Source organism: Thermoplasmata archaeon (genome assembly GCA_038851035.1).
Classification (GTDB): Archaea; Thermoplasmatota; DTKX01; order VGTL01; family VGTL01; genus JAWCLH01.
In genome coordinates, this window is record JAWCLH010000014.1 from 1 (window position 1) to 20,939 (window position 20,939).

General features: G+C 59.3%; 12 protein-coding genes. 7 read left to right on the forward strand and 5 right to left on the reverse strand.

The window, feature by feature from the left end:
- Positions 1-153: 153 nt before the first annotated feature.
- The 4 genes from QW379_05735 (at position 154) to gcvT (ending at position 9,676) form a co-directional block, all read left to right on the forward strand.
- Positions 154-2,985 (forward strand): Ig-like domain-containing protein, encoded by a 2,832-nt coding sequence (locus QW379_05735; GenBank protein ID MEM2869903.1) that lies wholly within the window; start codon positions 154-156, stop codon positions 2,983-2,985.
- Positions 2,986-3,112: 127 nt separating this feature from the next.
- Positions 3,113-5,995, forward strand: coding sequence for a hypothetical protein (locus QW379_05740; GenBank protein MEM2869904.1), 2,883 nt, complete (start codon positions 3,113-3,115; stop codon positions 5,993-5,995).
- A gap of 148 nt (positions 5,996-6,143) precedes the next feature.
- Complete coding sequence (locus tag QW379_05745) at positions 6,144-6,746, forward strand: hypothetical protein (GenBank protein MEM2869905.1); 603 nt, start codon at positions 6,144-6,146, stop codon at positions 6,744-6,746.
- Between the two features lie 263 nt (positions 6,747-7,009).
- A complete protein-coding gene (gcvT, locus tag QW379_05750) occupies positions 7,010-9,676 on the forward strand; it encodes a glycine cleavage system aminomethyltransferase GcvT (protein ID MEM2869906.1) in 2,667 nt (888 codons plus the stop codon).
- Between the two features lie 77 nt (positions 9,677-9,753).
- On the opposite strand, the gene QW379_05755 is transcribed toward gcvT, so the two are convergent.
- Complete coding sequence (locus QW379_05755; protein MEM2869907.1) at positions 9,754-13,293, reverse strand: Ig-like domain-containing protein; 3,540 nt, start codon at positions 13,291-13,293, stop codon at positions 9,754-9,756.
- Positions 13,294-13,390: 97 nt separating this feature from the next.
- Positions 13,391-15,334, reverse strand: coding sequence for a hypothetical protein (locus QW379_05760; protein ID MEM2869908.1), 1,944 nt, complete (start codon positions 15,332-15,334; stop codon positions 13,391-13,393).
- A gap of 82 nt (positions 15,335-15,416) precedes the next feature.
- Here QW379_05760 and galT point away from each other — a divergent pair, with 82 nt between their 5' ends.
- A complete protein-coding gene (gene galT, locus QW379_05765) occupies positions 15,417-16,424 on the forward strand; it encodes a galactose-1-phosphate uridylyltransferase (GenBank protein ID MEM2869909.1) in 1,008 nt (335 codons plus the stop codon).
- A gap of 91 nt (positions 16,425-16,515) precedes the next feature.
- Here galT and QW379_05770 read toward each other — a convergent pair whose 3' ends face one another.
- The 3 genes from QW379_05770 to QW379_05780 all read right to left on the reverse strand — a co-directional run bounded on the left by QW379_05770 (position 16,516) and on the right by QW379_05780 (position 18,831).
- Positions 16,516-16,749: a winged helix-turn-helix domain-containing protein gene (locus QW379_05770; protein MEM2869910.1), complete on the reverse strand. Its 234-nt coding sequence runs from the start codon at positions 16,747-16,749 to the stop codon at positions 16,516-16,518.
- 65 nt (positions 16,750-16,814) lie between these two features.
- On the reverse strand, positions 16,815-18,281 hold the full coding sequence (glgA, locus tag QW379_05775) for a glycogen synthase GlgA (GenBank protein ID MEM2869911.1): 1,467 nt from the start codon (positions 18,279-18,281) through the stop codon (positions 16,815-16,817).
- 19 nt (positions 18,282-18,300) lie between these two features.
- On the reverse strand, positions 18,301-18,831 hold the full coding sequence (locus tag QW379_05780) for a DUF296 domain-containing protein (protein MEM2869912.1): 531 nt from the start codon (positions 18,829-18,831) through the stop codon (positions 18,301-18,303).
- A 73-nt stretch (positions 18,832-18,904) separates the two neighbouring features.
- Between QW379_05780 and QW379_05785 the strand changes: the two genes are divergently transcribed.
- Positions 18,905-19,900 (forward strand): alpha/beta fold hydrolase, encoded by a 996-nt coding sequence (locus tag QW379_05785; protein MEM2869913.1) that lies wholly within the window; start codon positions 18,905-18,907, stop codon positions 19,898-19,900.
- A gap of 127 nt (positions 19,901-20,027) precedes the next feature.
- Positions 20,028-20,939, forward strand: a complete 912-nt coding sequence (gene nadA / locus QW379_05790) for a quinolinate synthase NadA (protein MEM2869914.1) — start codon at positions 20,028-20,030, stop codon at positions 20,937-20,939.

The following is a 20,939-nucleotide window of genomic DNA, read 5'->3' on the forward strand; positions in this document are numbered from 1 at the left end:
GCTTTCTCCTTGTGAGCTTCCGCATGTATTGATATGGTTTTAGGGCTCTTATATTTGCCGAGAGGAAGTTATTTCGGGATTCGACAAATTTTTAATCGCTCCATAAAAATTATATACACCCGGCACAAAAGAGTATTGGGGGGGAATATTAAAATGGAAAAGGAGTCAATCAAATCTTTCTGGGTCCAGTCCATAACGGTCTCGCTGCTCCTGCTTGTCGGGGCGCTGCCTGCGGCTCTATACGCGGAGAACGGCACGCGGATTGGCGCGGATGTCGAGCCCGGGAACAATCAATCATCGGGCGCCTCCTACCTTGACCCTGACGAAGTGGTAATGGGTAGCCTGATGCGTACCTCTGCCGATGACAATTATGATTATTATAAAATCAACGTCCCTCCCCAAAAAGTGGTGAATGTAAGCATGTGCATCCTCGACTGGGATCCGGACAATCCGGGGAAAGTGAACTTTGACCTTTATATCTATAACTCCGCCGACTATTACTCTTATATATGGCTCAATACCACCAATCAGTGGGAGGCGGCTATAATGTTCCAGATTTCCAGCTCGACCGCCACCATTGTGATACTTGTCTTCAAATCATATTCAGGGAGCCAGCCCGGCAACTACACCATCAGCGCCTCCTACAGCGACCCGATTTTGATCGGCACCGGCACCTATCAGGGGGAGCTGACCAGCAACGGCCCCAACATCGGAAAGCTCTACAAGCTGGAGCAGCCTATCCCCGACGACAAACACCTCTTTGCCAGGCTGACCTGCCCCCAGACGGGCAACTTCGACCTCTTCGGCTACACAGTCTGGAGCTACGACGGCGCCTGGTGGCTCCAGAACGCGTCGAAGCAGAACGGCACAGGAAACAATGAGGAAATCAGGATGACGGGGTGCAACGGAACATCATATTTAATGGTCCGGGCTCGGGAGGGCTCGGGGTGCTATACACTCAGCACGGAGTTATTTGACTACACCCCCGACGACAACAACATACCCTCCAAGGCCACTCTTATCACAGACAACGAGCCTAGGAGGGACCACGTTGACCAGGGGCTCGACCCCGTGGACTGGTTCTGTGTAAACGCGAGGGCGAACAAGCCCGTCCGGAATGTACTTTTCACACTGGAGGGCGCGGGCCGCGGCAACACATACAACTTCTCGGCCCGGGACAGGGACTTTAACATTCTCAAGAGCGGCTCCACCTACTACGGTTACTACACCTCAATCAATCTGGGCGACGTCAGCGTTCCCTATGATGGGCCGATATACTTCGTCGTGAAGGCCGTCTCCCACTGGACCCAGTCTGGCGAGGACTCGTCCCAGCACTACCCCGCCTACCACGACTACACCATAAGCGTCGAGCTGCCCAACGAGGCCCCCTTCCTCAACGGCACCATTCCCGAAATCAGGATGCAGGAGGATAGCACCTACGACGGCTTGGTGCTTTCCGAGTATTTCGTTGACCCGGACGGCCACGCCCTCACCTACTCTCTCTACGGCACGGGCTACAAGACGAGGCCCACTGTGAACCAGAGCTCCGGAAGGGTCACCTTCAGGCCCCAGGAGAACTGGTCCGGGAGCGAGGTCGTCCGCTTCCGGGTGACGGACAGCGGACCGGGGAATCCGTTCTGCCTAACCGCAGTGAATGTGGTGGTCGAGCCCGTCAACGACCTGCCCTATATAATTTCACCACTCTCCGACCTCACCCTGCAGGAGGGCGAGGTCGGGTACACTTCGGAGCTGAGCACCATTTTCAAGGACATCGACGATCCCTTTGACAATTTGACCCTCAGCTCTAGAGTTGTCTGGTCCGAGGCCCGTCCCCGGAACTCGACCCTGCCAGTTGTATACGAAAAGAGCAGCAGGCACTACAAAATTGGTCCGGCGAATTTCTTTTTCGGCAGCTTCCTCCTTGAGGTCTCCTGCACCGATGGCCACGAGGGAACCATTCCAGTGATGACGAGCTTCTATGTGAACATCACCCATGTCAATCACCCACCCTCGCTCGCCCCGTCAATACCCGACCCCTATCCTGTAATCATCAGGGAGGGTGGAAAGGACGACCACCTCAATGCCTACGAGCTCTTCACCGACCCCGACACGCCTGAGGACTACGCCGCTGACACCTTGTCCTTCAGCCTGACGATTCCCTCTGGGAACAAGGTCAGGGTAAGTCTGGCGAGGGACGGGAGAATAACATTTGACGCCGGTGGGGAGGAATACCTGCCCGGCAAGAATTATGAAGAGAAACTCATTCTCACGGCCAGGGACGAGGCGGGCCTCAGGGCGATGCTGAACATCACCATAAGCATCGAGCCAGAAGACGACCCGCCCTATTTTACTAAGGTCACACCCGATGAACCGACCGTGGTGATGAAGGAGAACGAGAAGAAGAGCTTCAGCGTGGCGGCGAGCGACATCGACACCCCCGAGCTGAGCTACTCCTGGTATCTTGATGGTGCGAAGGACAAGACCGCCAGAGGGTTCACTTACATCTTCACCCCAGACTTCAATATGGGCGGAAGGACCTATAACCTTCGCGTGGACATCTCAGACAGCCAGACCACGATAAGCTTCCAGTGGAACATCACCGTTAATGAAGCTAACCGGCCTCCAAGCGCATACATAAAGACACCCCTGAATATGTCGACATTCAAGAAGGGGGCTTATGTGAGCTTCAGCGCCGAAGGCTTGGACGAGGATGGAGACAGCCTGACCTTCGTTTGGAGGGACCAGACGGGCGCCGAGCTCGGCAGGGGGCCAACATTCTCGACGAATAAGCTGCCGAAGGGTACCCAGATGGTTACGCTCGAGGTGAGCGACGGGAAGAGCACCGTGACGCAGACGGTCACGATAATAATCAGAGAACCGGGGGGTGGAGGGGGCGGAGGAGGGCTTCCCGGGTTCGAGACCGTAGTAGCGCTGGCGGCCGCGGTCGTCTGCGGCCTCATTCTCGCGCAGCGCAGGAGGCGATGAGACCGACTGCCTCCCCCTCTCGCCCACAGCTCATTCTATTACTCCGGCTTTTATATTGAATATAGGACCAATAATTATATAGCCCCAGCTCCACCTATCGTTCTCGGACAGATCAGAGGCAGGGGTGATGGAAGTGATAGTCTCAGGCAGGCCCGCAAGATTTCAGGCCGCGGTAGTGTGCCTCCTGCTCTTTGGAGCGATGGTTCCGGGGACACTTCAAGGGGAGGAGATGGAGGAGCGGGGGCGGGGCGTTGACCTAGAGCCAAACAATACTAGGGATGAGGCGATTCCGCTCTCAAACGGCGAATCTGTTGAGGGAACCCTGCTGACGAACCCCTCGATGGACCGCGAGGACTGGTACAGCATCCAGGTGCCCTACGGGAAGGTTCTCAACGCCAGCCTCTATATGGTGGACTACAACGAGACGGACCGTGGCAAGTACAATTTTCACCTCGTTCTCTATGGCCTCGACTCTTCCCGGACCACCAATCGCTGGGAAACTGTAATCGGCGTCCAGACATGGAACCCCAGCGGAAGCGGAACGATGTACATTCAGGTCGTTGTCAACATGACCGATACCAATCCGCCCGAGGTCGCCACCCAGCCGGGTAGCTATATACTGAGTGTCTCGCTTGGCGACCCTAGGGTCTACGGCGGTGGGACTGCATCTGGAAGCCTGAGCATTGAGTCACCCCCGGGTCGTGAGCTCTGGCGTATCGACACTCCTCCCGGGGATGACCAGTTGATGCAGGTAAAGGTGAAGTGCCCACAGACCGGGATATTCGGTCTGAGGGTCTACCATGTCTGGCCGGTGGATGGCGGATTCTACCTACGGAATGGCTCCTGGGCAGCGGTCGCCGGTGGAGAGCAGGTAGTGATCTGCAGCGGGCTTGGCGGGAGCTGGTACGCGATCGTCCACGCGATATCCGGATACGGCTGCTACACCCTGAGCACCCAGTACGCCGGGCAGGCGATGGACCGCGACAACTTCCCCTCCGGGGCGACCTTCGTGAATGACCTCTACCCTCACTCCGGCTTCGCGGACCAGGGAGTTGACTGGGTGGACTGGTGGTGCGTGAGCGCGAGACCGGGCAAAGCGATAACGGAGGCCTACCTAGTCTTCACTGCGGGTTACTTCGAACCAGGGAGCTATTTCCACCTCTCCGCGTGGGACAGGAACCTGAACTATATCGGCGGGGACTACATGCCCCAGCAGGGTGGAGGGGCCTATGCCAGGCTCACGGACATCACGGTTGGATACGAGGGCCCGGTCTATTTTGCGGTCCGGGCCATCGGCTGCTCCGCATCCTCAAGCAACTTCGTGCCCGGGAGGGGCTGGTACAAGCTAACCTTCACTCTTCCCAACGACCCCCCGGTGTATACCGGGGGAATTCCTGAGATTCATATGCAGGAGGACAGTGTGGACGACACCCTCGTCCTCTCCGACTACTTTACCGACCCGGAGGGACATAGCATCTCCTACAGCCTCTTCGGCTCCCTCGCGATGTACCATACAAAGCCTTCGGTTAATAAAACAACCGGCAGAGTGACCTTTATTCCTGAGGCCGATTGGTTCGGTGCCGAGGATGTCCGGTTCAGAGCCACGGATGACGGTCCGGGGAACAAGTCAACGGATGTTACCGTGAGGGTTGTTGTGGAACCTGTTAACGACCCACCCGTGACAACGGGATATTTAGAGAACGTTTATGTCTCGGAGGGGCAGCCCTGGAAGACCCCTGACCTCAGGACGATTTTCTACGACAGGGACGACCCCTCAGAGAACCTCACCTTCACGGTGGTCGTCGCTGGTCAGGACACTCGCCCACCGGGTGCGGAGCTACCGAACAGGTATGAGGAATCCATTCACGCTTTCAGACTCGGTCCCGTGGAGTACGCCTTCGGCTCCTTCGAGCTTGAAGTTCGGTGCAGTGACGGCCACCCCGGGACCACGCCTGCCTCGACGCGCTTCAACTTCACCGTTACCCATAAAAACCACCCGCCCTCTGTGAGGCAGGGCGTGGACGACCCCATCCATCTAAAAGTGAAAGAGGGAGGAAGCGATTCTAGCCTCTTCCTCCCGGACCTCTTCCTCGACCCGGACACACCGGCGGATTACGCTGGCGACAAGCTCACGTTCAGCGTTGCCGCGAGCGGCGAGAGTCGCCTCACTGTCAATATCACTGAAGATGGGACCCTAGTCATAGACACGGGGAGTGAGGAGTTTGCACCGGGTGTTGACTACCAAGAGTTCTTCCGGATAACAGCCACGGACAGGTTCGGGCTGAAGGCCACGCTGAACATCTCGGTATCCGTCGAGCCTGTGAACGACCCACCATACTTCCCCAACCCGCCAGAGGAGACCGATGTAGAGGTGGAGGAAGGTGGGAGGAAGTCATTCAGCATTATTGCCTGCGATGTCGACACGCCCGACCTCATCTACAAATGGTACATCAATGGAATTCTGGAGCCCGGAGCCAAGGGCTTCTCCTTCACATTTGCCCCAGACTTCACGATGGGCGGAAATACCTACCAGCTCAGGGTCGATGTCTTTGACAGACAAACGACGATAAGTGCGATGTGGAATATTACGGTCATCGACGTGAACCGGCCACCAACCGCGGCAATAAAGCTGCCGCTCAACATGTCTGTCTACAAGAAAGGCGCCGGAATTCTCTTCATGGGCGATGGCTCGGACCCCGATGGAGACGAGCTCACGTTCGTTTGGAAGCTGGAGAGCGGTGTGGAACTCGGGCGCGGGCGGAACATAACATACAGCCTCCTTCCAAAGGGCACCCACATCGTAACCCTGGAGGTCAACGATTCGAGGGCGAGCGCCCTGACCACGGTCACGGTCGTCGTCAAGGAGGTGGGGACTGGCGGGGGCGGCAAAGGAGTTCCGGGGCTTCAGACTCCGGTTCTTGCCCTAGCCGTCATCACCGCTATCATCATTGTCAGGGCCCTCAAGGGACGCGGACCCGGCCCGAGGAGCTTCTCCCCATTCCGCGAATGACAGGGTCGGGCCATTCAGAGTTCCCCCGGCTCGTCAGAACGGAGGAGCGTCCCTGTCCCATCCGATAGTGTGGCTCTAACAGAATGTGCGCGCAACCTCGAGGGCAATAAAAATCTATTTAAGTCCTGTTCCCCATACCAGCCCGGAAGTGGTGCAGATGCCGGACGACCTGTTTGCCCAGCTGGACGCAGAGTTGAACGAGCTCGCCGAAGACATAACGGACGACATGGGCAAGCTGAGCGAGAGGAAGGCGGCGATAAACAAAAGCCTGATTGAGAACTTCTGGAAGATATGGATAAGGTTCGACAAGAGAAAGATACACTTCACGATGGAGCCCAGCCCTGGCACCTTCGCCACCTTCGAGGAGTTCCCGGACAAGTGGAGCTTCCGTGACAACTTTCGATTCGCTGATTGCTCCTCCATATCCCTCATAGACAAGACACAGGATCAGGGCCGCACCGGCGACTCCCTGAAGGCCTGGTACTACCCTGTGGGCAAAGAGCTGCACTTCCGCCTTGTGTTCGAGTATTGCGAGGGTGAGCACTACTACAAGTACTCCGGCTGGAAGAGAATATTCGCCCAGCAGATTCTATACGACTCCCCAGTTGACAAGGTCAATCTGAACAAGATATGGGAGATTCTCGCAGGGCTTGTCAAGGTCTGGTTCGAGTCGCACCTCCGCAGGAATAGGGAGCTCCTGCTGAAGTACGTCAGGGAGAATTTCGAGAAGGGCGAGACCTTCACCCAATAACGCAGGAGATTTTCGACCCTTCTTGATTTGCTGTCCCTGGGATGGGGGCATATTCGACCAGCGAGCACCAATGTTCCCTCACCCTACCAGATCCCCGCCTGCCTCGGGTGCAGCTGGAAAGGGAGCAGGGGATGGGTGCCAGATGGGACCGGCTATTTCAACGACGCGTGCCCCGTTAGATTAACTCCGATTACGATATCAATCAAATCAACAACAATATTTATACCAACGCAAGCTTTCTCGCGCGCCGGGAGAGTGGGTGGATGAATCGCACGCCTCTCTATGAAGAGCATATCGCCCTTAATGCCAGGATGGTTGACTTCAACGGCTGGGAGATGCCGTTGCACTATGATCCTGGAATTCTGGAGGAGCATCTGGCGACGAGAAGGGCTGCTGGTCTGTTCGACGTCTCTCACATGGGCCGCTTCCTCATCACAGGGAGGGACGCCCTCGCCTTTCTCCAGTATACCCTGACCAACAACGCCGCCGCGCTTGAGCCCGAAAGGGCGCAGTACACTCTAATTCCTAATGAAAACGGCGGCGCCGTGGACGACGCGTACCTCTACAGACTCACGAAAGATGAATATCTCTTGGTCGTCAACGCCGCCAACACGAAGAAGGACTGGGACTGGCTGCAGAAGTACATCCTCCGCTTCCCGGATGTGAGGATGGAGGACAAGACGGCCGAGATCGCCATGCTGGCTTTTCAGGGCCCCGAGTCGAGGAGTGTGCTTGAAGCAATGCTTGACCAGGGCAGCCAGCTTCCGGACCCAGCCCGAAACTGTTTGAGAAAAGCAAGAATCGGGGGCGTGGAGGTCTATATCTCCAGAACGGGCTACACGGGAGAGCCGCTCTGCTTTGAGCTCTTTATTCCGAGAGAGGCAGCCCGGGAGATATGGAGGAGAATTCTGGAGCTCGGGAGGGGGAAGGGCATCTTGCCCGTGGGTCTAGGCGCCCGCGACACCTTGAGGCTCGAGGCTGGGCTACCTCTCTACGGCCACGAGCTCGGCACCGACCCCGAGGGAAAGGAGATACCGATTTTCGCCCTGACCCAGGGGAGAATGGCTGTGTCTTTTTCTCGCGAGAAAGGCGACTTCGTTGGAAAGCGTGCGCTCGCGGAGCAACTCGAGGAGCTCAAGCAGAGGGAGGCCGGGACGTTGCGAAAGCCGAAAGAGAAGCAGCTCGTGCCCCGGCGCATATACCCCATCGCGGTCATGGGCCAGGGAATCTGCAGGCGGGGAGATGAGGTCCGTGTGGGCAACATTAAAGTGGGATACGTTACCAGCGGCACGATGACGGCCTACTGCAAATTCGAAGGGAAGGGTGTGATGTCCCGAATCACCTGCGAAGTGGAGAAAAGGGCACTGGGCCTCGCCCTCCTCGACGCGGACATAAGAGACGGCCAGGTCATTCACATCAGGACAAAGACCCGCGTGATTGATGCCAGGGTCGTGAAGCGGAATCTGGGGGCCGAGGCTCCCCCCCACTCGAGACCCATTCTCTTCGAGGAGGTCGAGAGGAAGAAAGTGAGCGAGGAGAGGGAGCTATTCTCTGTGAGGGCCAGGGAGCTGGTGCAGAGGGCCGCGGAGAACACGAGGTGGCGCAGGACACAGTGCATCAACCTGATTCCATCGGAGCAGACGCCTTCGGCTCTGGTTAGAGCACTCACGATAATGGACCCGGAGGGGAGGTACGCGGAGCACAGGCTGGTCAAGGCGCTCGGGAATGTTGAGGTCTACTATTATCAGGGAACGAAATTCATAACCTGGGTCGAGGAAGCGTTTCTGGAGGAGATGAGGAAGTTCCTGAGCTGCTCCGAGGTGGAGGCGCGCGTAATCTCCGGCCAGATGGCCAACGCTGCCGTCTTCAGCGGCATAGTAGACTGGCTGAACAGGGTTGACAGGAAAAGCGAGCCGAAAAGAATTCGCAAGGTAATGAACCACCACATCGGCCGCGGTGGCCACCTTTCCTCCCAGCCGATGGGGGCGCTCAGGGACTACGTCGCTCACGATCCGATGTCGGACAGGCACGCGGTCGTGAACTTCCCAGTTCAGAAGGAAAACCCCTATAAAATAGACCTCGAGGAGACGGCTCGCCTCATGGAGGAGCACAGGCCCCAGCTGATAATTCTGGGAAAGAGCATGGTGCTCCACCCCGAGCCGGTGGTCAAGATGCGCAGGCTCGCCGATAGACTTCCCGAGAGGCCGCTGCTGATGTACGACATGGCTCACGTCCTCGGTCTCGTCGGCCCGTACTTCCAGATGCCCTTCCAGGAGGGCGCGGACATAGTGACCGGCTCCACACACAAGACCTTCTTTGGGACCCAGAGGGGAATCATCTCGAGCAACATGTCCCCGGGGACGCAGTACGAGGAGCTCTGGGAGGCGATTCAGAGAAGAGTGTTCCCGGGCTCGGTCAGCAACCACCACCTCGGGACGCTTCTTGGAAACCTCATGGCCGCCTACGAGCTCAACACCTATGGAAGGGAATACCAGAAGCAGATTCTGGACAACTCGAAGGCCTTTGCCAGGGCCCTGCACGACCACGGCGTTCAGGTGGAGGGCGACCCGTCAGTAGGCTACACCGAGACGCACCAGGTGCTCATAAGGGTGGGCTATGCGAGGGGAGTCGAGATCGCGCACAAGCTGGAGAAGAGCAACATCATCGCCAACTACCAGGCCCTCCCTGACGACGAGGGCTTCACCTCAGCCTCCGGTATCCGGATGGGGGTTCAGGAGATGACGCGCTTCGGTATGAGGGAAGCGGACTTCGAGGAGCTCGCCTCGCTTGTCGCGGACGTTGTGCTGAGGGGCACGGATGTCGGGGAGAAGGCGAGGGCACTCCGCGGGAAGTTCCTTGAGATGAAATTCTGCCTGCCAGAGAGCGAGGCGGCGCCGCTGCTGGAGGAGCTGATGGCGGAGTTCAGATAGGCTATGCGGGGGGCCGGGGAGATACCGGGACCCCACGACCCTGAGCGCTCGATGATGCAACGGGGGTCTGCCTACCCTTAATTCTCCACCATAACATTTATGGTCTGAACGCCGACGTTGTCGAGCATGTCCCTCATCTCTGCCCTGAGCCAGTAGGAGCCGTTGCTGAGGGAGTGGGTGGACCAGCTCACCCCCCATCCATTGGAGCCGTCGCTGTCCACCGCTATCAGGTGCCAGTTGACGCCGTCGCTGGAGTAGTAGAATGTGCAGTTCCTCACATCCCCGGCCCCAGAGCCCTCGCTGACCGAGATGCTCACGACACCCGAGACGAAGTCATTCTGCTGGGGGGTGATGAACGAGGGAGAGGGGGGCGTGTTGTCGAGGACTAGTACCATTTCGGTCCCGCTCTCGTTATTCCCCGCCCTATCCTGGCTACCGTATATTATAGTATGGGGGCCGTCGGGGAGCTCTCTTAGGAAGAGCTCTGTGGCTTCTATATACTTCCCGTCGACTACGAACCAGGAAGCCTCGAGACCAGAGCAATCATCCGAGGCCGTTAGGGTGAGGTTTGTTCTTGAGCTCACGTTCCACCTGTCGGTCTCCTGCGCCCTGTGCTTCGGCGAGCCGATGCTCAGGCTCGTGGAGGGCGGGGTGTTGTCGGTCAGGACTGAGACGAAGAGGTAAGCGACGTTGCCGAGCACGTCCACAGCTCTCACCTCGACGGTGTGCGTGCCATCGCTCTCTGCGGCGGTGTCCCAACGCCACTCGAAGGGGGCGCTACTGGCAGCATATCTGGGGGAACCGTCGACAAGGTAGCTCACCGTGGCCACGCCGCTCCTGTCGGCCGCCGACGCCCGGACCTGGCGCACTCCATGGGGGACCACCCCCTCCGTGAGCCCCTCGAGAGAGAGCTCGGGCGGCGTCAGATCGAGATACAGGCGGAAGCTGCCAGAGGCCGCGTTGCCGAGGTTATCGGTGGCCTGGACCGACACAATGTGGTAGCCCTCAGCCAGCCCGGACAGGGAGAATGGCTCGCGGTACTGGGTCCAGGCGCCATTGTCTATCCTGAAGCTTACCTGCCCTACGCCCGAAAGCTGGTCGGCAGCGCGGATGGAAATCGGGGTCCGGTCTGATACGTTTGTTATATCATCTGGAGTGGCGGAAGCCTTTGGAGAGCCGATTTCAAGCTCCACATCAGGCGGGGAATTGTCAAGGTTAAGCGTGAGGGTCTGGACGGGCTGGACGTTGCCGGCGGCGTCTTCCGACCTCCACTGAAGCGATCTCGCTCCATCGGCACCAGTCAGGGCGAACTCACCGGTATGTCTCTGCCACTCCTCCAATTCCGAGAAGCGGAAGTAAATGGTCTCGGGCGCAAGGGGCTCGGAGCCGTGAGTGAAGGTGATGCGGGTGATGGAGGATATATTCCAGATGTGCTCGGGGGCGGCCCGGTACTTGGGCTCTGTGAGGACGAGCGAGGCGAGAGGGGGAACCGTGTCCACGAGAAGCTCCGCCGCCTGAGACCACTCAGTCGGTGTCCCCATCGCGGTCAGGCCCCTGACCCTCCAGTAGTGCCTTCCATCAGGAAGGGGAGCTGGAGGGGTGTAGGGCGGCGATTGGGCGTGCCCGGAGAGCTCGAGCGAAAGGAAGGATGGATCGCGCGAGATCTGGACTTCATAGCCTGACGCTCCTTCCACAGGAGACCATTCGAAAGAGGGCAGGGGCTTGTTCGTCCAGGTTCCGTCTGGGGGCTGGAGACCAGAGGGCGGTGGAGGCAGATAGCTGGCGCTACAGACGGCTCCTCCGTAGCGCTCTCCGCTTGCCGCCACGAGGATGAGCTCGTCCCAGACCCTGAGACCGGGGGCGGCGAAGACCGATGATGCGCCTGGCTGGAGGGTGCCCCTAAACAGAACCACTCCTGTTCTCGTCGCGGTGGCGATGAAGTGTAGCGGACCGATGGAAGCGGGGTCGCTGGAGATATTGACCTCCGCCGTCCCGGGCATCGTGGAGTTTAGGCGCGCCACCCATGCCGTCCAAGGAGGGAGGGTGATTAGCAGCTCAGCTCCCCCCGAGCCGATGTCCTGGCTCGACTGGAGGACAGGCTGGGGGTACCTGAATCCCGGCTGCGTTCTCCACGCCAAGTAATCCCAGAAAAGCTCTTGCAAACTCTTCCCCATCTGGCTTGTGAGAGCCGCCAGCGGGTCCTTGCCTGAATGGAGCATAGTTTGGGAAAGGGATGCACCGAGGCCGCTCTCTACGAAGCGTTTCTGAAGGTACTCGTAGAATAGCCACGAGCTGGCCATGTCATCGGCGCTGCAGGACCATGAATCAATGAAGCTCCGGCTCAGGTCCCGGCCGTTATCATACGGGTTGTATAGACGGGCGGCACGCATGTCCGACAATATGGTCTCGACCGTCGGAGCGGACGGGTAGGTCTCGAGGGCCGCGGTCTGAAGGCCCTCAGCAGTTGCCATTCCTTCTCTTATGAATGCTGTGGCTTCCGAGGGCGCACCCCATTTCGCGAGCTGAATTAGGCACGCTATCTGGCGGGCGCAAAAATAGGCGTTGATAGCCCGGCCGGGGCCGAGCATCAGCGAAACTCTGCCACTCGCTTCGGTCACTCCGCCATAGCTCGAGCCGTTGGTTACCCAAACTTCGAGGAGTGGCGCGCCACGGCTAGTGTTGCCGGAAGCGAAGGGCTCCCCGAGCCTCCTGAGCTGCTTCAGCGAATACTCGATATGGGCCGCCGCCTCCATCAGGAGAGCCCTCGATACGGGGCGGCCGGCGGGGAGGGAGACAGAGCCTGAGCCGAGGGAGAGTGTGGGGCTGAAGTGCCTCCCGCTCCTGAGCCAGATCACCTGCCGCACTCCCCCCGGCTCAACCTCGAGGATATTCGGCTCGCGGGGGCTGGGCGGGGAGGAGTTCCAAGCAGCGGGGTCGTATCTGGTGAGACCGATTCTCGAGGCTGATTCCCCCACCCTCAGATAGGGGCCGGGGGATGCCGGGGGCCAGGTCGCCCTGACAGCATCGCCTCCTCCGCCCCCCCACCTGACGAAGTCCACAAGGCGGCCCTCGCTGTCGTAAAGACCGAGCTCGTCCTTGGCATCGAGCGTCAGGCCGGTTCCCGGCGGAAACTCCAGAAGCACATAGCGGAATCTGGTGCCGGGAGTCGAGGATATCCTGTAACCCCCATCGTCGTACGTCGTCAGCCTCCAGCCGCTCAAATCTGGTACGCCTTCGCCAACCTGAATCTCAACGTAGGGGGTGACCGAGCTGCCGGCCATCTCGGGCATGACCTCCGATATGAGAACGTCGGGGGCGGCTAGGGTGTCGTTCACGCCCGGCGGTGGCTTCGGGTGGGGGGTGACGACGGTCCCGGGTCTGCCCGTCAGGAGGACGGCCATGGTCGCGATGACGACAACCGCCACGACCGCTACTGCCGCGAGCTTTCTTAGGTCGATGGAGGACCGGGGGAGCGGAGCTCTCTGCGCTCCCGCATGGCCGCCCTGTGCACCGGCAGAGGGCCCGGGCGGAGCATCGGGCGGCTCCTCCTCAACCATTAAAACCTCCTCGGCCTCAGGCAAACCCTCCTCATCCCACGACACAGCTCCGCCTTTCATTTTTCCCCTCGATTACCATAATTCTGCATATATATATTAAATTCGGATGGCACAGCAAATTTATTTATTTGTTCTAAGGGGTAAGTCCTCCACCTCTCTATGCACGCGCCCTATTCTCGCAGAAATTCGCGTTCTCCCACTGGCCGTGTCCCTCACCCTCAATGTGAGCGGTGTCGGCAACGACCTGGCCCTCGTCGAAGCGCACCTCGGCTAACGCGCGCGATGCCGCGTCCGTCCCCTCTCTGATAGCGACGAAGAGCGCGGCCCTCTTGACGACGTCATACCCGCTTCGCTCGGGCACCTCCGATTGGACTGCCATGTGCCACGCGTCCTCCGAGACTTCCCAGCCGACGAGCCCAAAGAGGGAGCCGAGATTATAGTACCTATAGACTTCGTGGAAGTCAACTAGATTCGTTAAGAAAATTCTGAGGGCTTCCTGAGCTCCCTCCCTGAGCCCCAGCCGCTCGCAGGCCTCGGCGAGGTCCAAGAGCGCGTGAGCCATTAGGACGGAGCCCTGGAACGTGACCCTCGTGTCCATGTTGTCCCAGAAGCGGGGGCATGAGCGGAGAGACATCAGCATTTCGTAGTAAGCTCTCGCAAGAAGGGCTGCCTCTTCGTCCCTTCTGCAGTTCTGGAGGTGGGTGTCGGCGATTCTGCGGAAGTCCGGCTCGATGTCCGCGCCGGGCGGGCTGCAGGCAAGGCATAATGGCGCAAAGACAACTCCCGCATAGGCCCTCAGGAATTCCCAAGACTGCTCCGGCCCCCATCTAGTTCCAGGGGCCATGCAGCGACCCAGCCCATCCAGTACAGTCCTCCTTACCACGCGCTCCACGCGCTCCTGGACCTTCATGAAGCCCTGCTTCCAAATCTGCGAGATTCTGGTGCCCCGGTGTACCCTCGAGATCACTAGGCCATCCCAGCGACGGATTCCCGTCCACCGAGTGTCAGAGGAGTAATCGACACCTTGGTCCATGTAATCAGACCAGGACGAGAACTCACGTATCTCCACCCTGAAGCGCTCGTCCTCCATCTCGCCCTCCCAGCGCCTGTACTCGCCCGTGAGCTTCCGGTGGAGAAAAACTGGGGTGCTGAGCAGCTCCACGCCGACCTCCCGCAACCGCCTCCGCAGGGTGCGGAGCCTCTCGCCTTGGTCGGCCGAGGAGGCGAGTGACTCGAGGTCGCTCGCCATGGTCAGAGCGTACTCAATTCCCTTTTTTTCCTTAACATCGTCCGTGTGTGTGGAGATGATCAGGCCAACGAGCTCGGGAATCGTTCCCTCTCTGAACGCCCAGCGATCGCTCAGGGCCCTGTCCCTGCCGAAAACGATGACCCTCTCTCCGTTCAGGAGGACGAAATTGGCTGAGAGAGCGGCCTGGGGGAGCTGGAGACCCAGGAACTGGTGGCGGTCGAGCAGGATGAAGAGGTGCTTTCCGGCGGATAGCTCTCCCACTCCGCTTGCGTCGCCACCTCCCGACCTTGGTGCCCTACTCGCGAATCTCCTGCCAAAGGCTTCCCCGACGCTCCTTCCAGCCTCCCTGGAGTAGAGCCCCTCCGGGAACCAGAAACCGATCGGAGATTCAGGTTCCGGGGCGATAAGAAGCTCGTGGAGGCTGAACGCGAGGTCGGCCAAGATGCGCTGTTCTTCAGGCGCAACATGGGGTAGAAGGACATGGAACGGCGCGGTGCAGATAAGGTCGATTACTCGTTCCTCGATGAGGCGCCTGAGCGCCCGGAAGGAGCCTGGGTGCCTCTGCACTAAAAGCTGGAGCGTGGCGGGCTCGATGTCCACGGAGCAGAAGGGAGCGACTCCCGGGCTACCCCCTTCTCTCCCCATCTCTTCAAATAGCCTCCATATCTCTCTGTAGAACCCGAGCATCGCGCCCGTCCAGTTCTCGCCCTTGATAAGCCTGTCGCCCGCTTTTAGGCCTACAGGCGACCGCCTCTCCAGAAACACTGGGGTCTCCATCGGGCTCCCGGGCCTCCTGAGAATGATATCACCAGGCTGGTAGCCGTGGAAGTGGAAGCAGAGCTTGAGGTGCATTTGCACCGGTCGGCAATCCCCGCGTGCGCAATAAACCTTTTCTATAAAGGGCCCGTTTACAGGTAGCAAGAGTGGCCTGAAGATGCCCGAGCTGAGGAAGGACTACATCACGCACGGCTGGGTGGTTCTCTCGAGCGAGAGGGGCGCGAGGCACGTCGAACTGAAGACGAGCCCGGCGACACCCGATACTCCCGATGAAAAATGCCCCTTTTGCCCCGGCAGGGAGCAACAGACCCCCCCTGAGATTCTCGCCTACCGCTCGCCGGGGACGCAGCCTAACTCGCCCGGCTGGTGGATTCGGGTGGTTCCGAACAAGTTCCCCGCGCTGAAGATAGAGGGAGAAGTAAATCACAAGGTAAATCATCTTTTCAACAGAATGAATGGTGTGGGTGCGCACGAGGTTTTAATTGAGACGCCGGAGCACTGCGCCTCCATCGCTACCCTACCAGAGCACCAGGTCAACGAAATCGTCTGCGCCTACAAGGACCGCTACAACGACCTGACGAAGGACAGAAGGCTGAAGTACATCATGATATTCAAGAACCAGGGAAGGGAGGCCGGGGCCTCCCTCCCCCATCCCCACTCCCAGATAATTGCCACGCCAATGATACCGCGCAGAATAATGGACGAGCTCGAGGGAGCGAGAAACTACTACTTCTCGACCGGCGGCAGCTGCATCTACGACGACATCGTGAAACACGAGCTCGAGGAGAAGGAGCGCGTTGTTTTGGAGACAGACGCTTTTGTTGCGATATGCCCCTACGCCCCCAGATTCCCTTATGAGACTTGGATTCTGCCGAAAAGCCACGATCCGATATTCGAGGATGTTGGGGACGAGGAGAGGGGGAAGCTAGGGTATATTTTGAAGTGGGTGCTGAGAGCGATGCACGACCGTCTCAACGACCCGCCCTACAACTACTATATCCACACCGCGCCATCCGACAGGAACGATTATAGGTTCTACCATTGGCATCTAGAAATTATGCCTAGGCTCTCGCAGGCCGCAGGCTTCGAGAGGGGGACGGGCTTCTATATAAACCCCGTGACACCGGAGGAGGCCGCTGCGCTACTTAGGCAGGGACCGGCGTGACGCCTGCGGGTGCTTAGATTAAAAGAGCCAGGCCCCGCCCCTTGCACCGTTCCAAGGCGATTGGCGAATTCCTCCGCCCGCCACTCGCGAGCTAAGGCTTCGGCGCATCCACGAGCCTGAACTTGACCAGCTTCCCGTCCCTTATCTGGGTGATTTTGCCCTCACGCGCCAGCCAGCCGAGCGCCCCGTGAACCTCGTCAGACGTCAGCTTTGTCTCGTTCTGAATCATTCTGGGCGTTGCGGTCCCGATTTTGTTGAGTGCGTTCCAGACCTTGCCCGCGTTCACACCGAATGTGGTCTCTATATTCACCACTTCCTCAGCCATCTTCTCTCGCTCCCCGTCCTCTCGCTCAACGGACTGATCGGATTTAAGGGTATTGGTCAGCGAGTTCATTCGACCCGCCCCATCGCCTCCTCGTAGACCTCCAGATACCTCCGCGCCGAGGCCCTCCAGGAGAAGTCCGCGGCCATTCCCCTGAGGACTAGGGCCCTCCAGCGGTCGGGATCCCGGAAGAGAGTTCGGGCTCTCTCCACGGCCTCCACGAAAGCTGCGGGGGTGTAGTCGTCGAAAACGAATCCGTTCCCATCGGGCCTGGAGGCATCGATGACGGTGTCCGCGAGACCACCCGTCCGACGCACTATCGGAATCGCGCCGTACCTCAGGCTAATCATCTGGCCTAGGCCGCATGGCTCGTACTTGGAAGGCATCAAGAACGCGTCACAGCTTGCGTATATCCGTCTTGCGAGTCGGTCGTCGAAGTCCAGCACCACCCGCAGGTTGTCGGGGTACTCCTCGGCAAGCGCTTTCATCATGGACATATAACCCTCGTCCCCGGTCCCTAGCGCGACCATCTGTGTCCCCGGCACCAGAATTCGGGGGATGGCGGGGGCCAAGATGTCCAAACCTTTCTGGACTGTGAGCCGGGAGACGAAACCGAGAAGGAATGCATCTGGCGCCTCGGGGAGGGCGAGCTCCCTCTGGAGCGCTATCTTGTTCCGGGCCCTGAGCCCAACGGACCTGAGCCCGAAGCGCTGCGTCAGCGCCGCGTCCCTCTCCGGGTCCCAGAGGTTATAGTCCAGGCCATTTAAGATACCTCTGAGCTTGCGCGAGTGGGCGCGCAAAAACCCGTCCAGCCCTCCTCCAAACTCTGGCGTCTGAATCTCACGGGCGTAGCTCTCGCTCACCGTGTTCACAATGTCCGAGAAGAGGATGCCGGCCTTCATCAGGTTGACGGAGCCATAGAACTCAATCCCGTCGGGGTTGAAGAGTTCCCATGGAAGGCCAAGCGCATCCATGGCCTCCGGGCCAAAGCGCCCCTGGTACTCGATGTTGTGGATGGTGAATACCGTCCTAACGCTCGAGTGCCTCCCCTCCTTTTTGTAGAAGAGCTTCAGATAAGCAGGAATCAGCGCGCTCTGCCAGTCGTGACAATGGATGATGGCGGGCTCCCACTCCACTTTATCGAGTGCTTCAAGCACGGCCCTGCAGAAGAACCCGAACCTCTCCGCGTCGTCCGGATATCCATAGAGCGAGGGTCTGTCGAAGTAGCGATAGCACTCTATCAAATACGCGGGGACACCTTGCTCCAGCCGCGCTTCCTTCACGACAGCGGTCTCGACAATACCCCTCCCCATAGGCACTGCGAAGTCAGCGACATAGTCCAGAGAGGCCCTTACGGCTCTGTAGCGGGGCATCACCACCCGAACGTCGCATCCCAGCTCCTTCAGGGCTAAAGGTAGGCTCCCTGCAACGTCCGCGAGACCGCCGGTCTTGGCCAGGGGGTGAATCTCGGGCGAGACGAAGAGAACCTTCAACCCTGTCCCTCTGCCCTCGCCGCTCCTGCCGCGTCGCTGCATCGGCCGGTCCCTCGGGGTCTCAGTCGAGGTCGAGTTCAAGGGAGCCGCTCCTCTGTCTGGCCACGTGGCCCAGAACCGGCTTCGTTTCGCTTGCCTTCTGTATAATCAGCTCCATGAGACCGCTCTTCTCGCTCTTCTTCCTAGTCAGCTCGATGTCCACGAGCCTGAGGAGGTATATCTCGTTGAGGTAGTGCGCCTTCGCAGAGACCAAATGACCCCCCAGGAGCTGGTGCTCCTTGTTGGCGACGGCGGCGTGGAGATGGAGATGTGGCTTGCCGTTGACCCACGCGGTAGAACCGGAGAGTTTGACGAGCTCGTGGGGCTCCGAGAGCTCCCTCGTCACATAATCCCTCCCATCGTAATAACCGAGTTTCAGGTCCGTCAGCATCCCAACCCCGCCCAGAAAAACCCCCGACTTTATCGTTTGCTGGGCAAAGAGCCGCTCGAGGGTGGAATGGACCTCCTCGCCGTCATCGAGTTTGATGACGTACACATTCGCCTCCTTCCCGAAGTGCATGCCCCTTCCCCACGCCCGAGTGATGGTTTGCACCTATTATAATTTTGCCGTCCGGGACCGCCCGGTAGCGAAGATATTATTACGCTATCGGGAAATTGCCTCGGGGATGAAGAAAGCGCGTTGCAGGGTCTGTGGTGCGGCGGTGAGGCCGGCGAGGCTGGAGAGGCACATGAGATTCGCCCACCCCGGGGCAAGCCCGGAGATGGGCCGGGCTTCTCGCTGCGCGGAGAGGCGGAAGGGCGCCCGGCTTGCGCTCTCCGAGGGACGCAGTGGTCGCTCCCGTCTCTTACGCTTCCGCCCACTTATCCTAGCCACCGTTGGAGTCCTTATGGTCGGGCTCGTCGCGATGCTCCTGGCCCGCGTCTATGGCCCCAAACCAGGCGAGGGGGAAGAAGAGGTCGAGAACGCCGACCCGAACACGGTCAATGTCCAATTCAGGACCGACGATGGTTTCGAACTAAAGGGGACTTACTATCGCACGGGCTCCTCCGCGCCTCTAGTGATTCTCGTACACGGGCTGAATGAGGACCGCAAGGCATATAACTCTTTCATACCCCAGCTCCGCTCCAGCGGCTTCAATGTGCTTGCGTTCGACTCCCGGGGCCACGGCCAGAGCCTATACCAGAACGGGAGGAGGAGGCCGTGGACCGATGAATCGGGACTGGGCTTCACCGAGGATGACTTCAGGGCCATGCCCCTCGACATCGCCGCCGCGGAGCAGTACGCTCTGGCGTCGTTCGAGAGCGCGCCACTGGTTGCGATTGTCGGGGCGAGCATCGGGGCCAATGAGGCACTCCATTTCGCTGCGTCGCGGGAAATTCCCGAGCTCAGGGCGCTCGTACTACTCTCACCTGGACGTGATTATCGGGGTCTGGAGAGTGGCCCGCCTGCCCAGAATCTCAGCGAGCGGGGAACCGTGGCGATATTCTTCGCCGCCAGCCAGGGGGACTCCTCCTCGTCCATATGCGCACTAGAACTGCACGCAGGTTTCAAGGGGCGCCGGGAAATCGACATCCAGCCCGGAAGCGCCCACGGAACCGGACTGCTCTCCAACGCGGAACTCTGTAACAAATTGCTTGCCTTCCTCAAGGAGAACCTCTGAGTAGCGTGGTGGGCAGAGGCCCACGGCCCCGCTACTGTCGGGTAGGCAGAGGTTCTGGGTTCGCTCCCTATCGAGCGGGCCCATCCGAGCCCAATGTTTTTATAGCGCTAGTCATGTTGTAGTCCCGATGCCCGAGGAGGCCGGCGAAATCGAGCGGTTGAAGAGGGAGAAAAACGCTGTGATTCTGGCCCACAACTACCAGCGGCCAGAGGTACAGGATATTGCGGACTTCGTCGGCGACAGCCTAGGGCTGTCCATTCAGGCCTCGAGAACCGACGCCCGGGCGATAATATTCTGCGGCGTGGACTTCATGGCCGAGAACGCCGCGATTCTCAATCCTGAAAAGGTGGTCGTTCATCCCGTCCCTGAGGCGATGTGCCCGATGGCGATGATGATAGACGACGCGGGTCTGAAGGAGATGAAGGAGCAACACCCGGGCGTCCCGGTGGTCGCCTATGTTAACACCCCGGCGGAGGTCAAGGCCGAGAGCGATGTCTGTTGCACATCCTCGAACGCGGTGAAAGTGGTGCGGAGCCTCCCGGACAAGGAGGTCATATTTGTCCCGGACGCGAACCTCGGTGCCTATGTCCAGCGTTCCGTGAAGGATAAGCTCCTCCATCTCTGGCCCGGCTACTGCCCCACCCACCAGAGAATTCGGAGGGAGGACATCGCAGCGTTGAAGAGGGAGCACCCGGGTGCGCTGGCGCTAGTCCACCCGGAGTGTTTGCCGGAGGTGATAGACATCGCCGACGGCGTCTTCTCAACAGAGGGCATGGTCAGCTTCATCAAGAGTTCCCGGTCGAGGGAGTTCATCATAGGCACTGAGAGCGGGCTGATTCACCGTCTGAGGAAGATGCTCCCAGACAGGGTTTACTACGAGCTCCCCGGTGCCGTTTGCCCGACGATGAAGAAAATAACCCTCGACAAAATTTTACACAGCCTTCGTACGCTGGAGCCCCGCGTGGTCCTGCAACCGGAGGTTCTGAAGAAGGCGAGAGGGCCGATCGAGAAAATGCTCGCCGTCGGTCGTGGGGACTGA

Excerpts from the sequence above, each read along its gene's own strand:
- QW379_05735 (MEM2869903.1), top strand. The coding sequence starts at position 154 with ATGGAAAAGGAGTCAATCAAATCTTTCTGGGTCCAGTCCATAACGGTC.
- QW379_05740 (MEM2869904.1), top strand. The coding sequence starts at position 3,113 with ATGGAAGTGATAGTCTCAGGCAGGCCCGCAAGATTTCAGGCCGCGGTA.
- gcvT (MEM2869906.1), top strand. The coding sequence starts at position 7,010 with ATGAATCGCACGCCTCTCTATGAAGAGCATATCGCCCTTAATGCCAGG.
- QW379_05755 (MEM2869907.1), bottom strand. The coding sequence starts at position 13,293 with ATGAAAGGCGGAGCTGTGTCGTGGGATGAGGAGGGTTTGCCTGAGGCC.
- QW379_05760 (MEM2869908.1), bottom strand. The coding sequence starts at position 15,334 with ATGCACCTCAAGCTCTGCTTCCACTTCCACGGCTACCAGCCTGGTGAT.
- galT (MEM2869909.1), top strand. The coding sequence starts at position 15,417 with ATGCCCGAGCTGAGGAAGGACTACATCACGCACGGCTGGGTGGTTCTC.
- QW379_05770 (MEM2869910.1), bottom strand. The coding sequence starts at position 16,749 with ATGGCTGAGGAAGTGGTGAATATAGAGACCACATTCGGTGTGAACGCG.
- glgA (MEM2869911.1), bottom strand. The coding sequence starts at position 18,281 with ATGCAGCGACGCGGCAGGAGCGGCGAGGGCAGAGGGACAGGGTTGAAG.
- QW379_05785 (MEM2869913.1), top strand. The coding sequence starts at position 18,905 with ATGAAGAAAGCGCGTTGCAGGGTCTGTGGTGCGGCGGTGAGGCCGGCG.
- nadA (MEM2869914.1), top strand. The coding sequence starts at position 20,028 with ATGCCCGAGGAGGCCGGCGAAATCGAGCGGTTGAAGAGGGAGAAAAAC.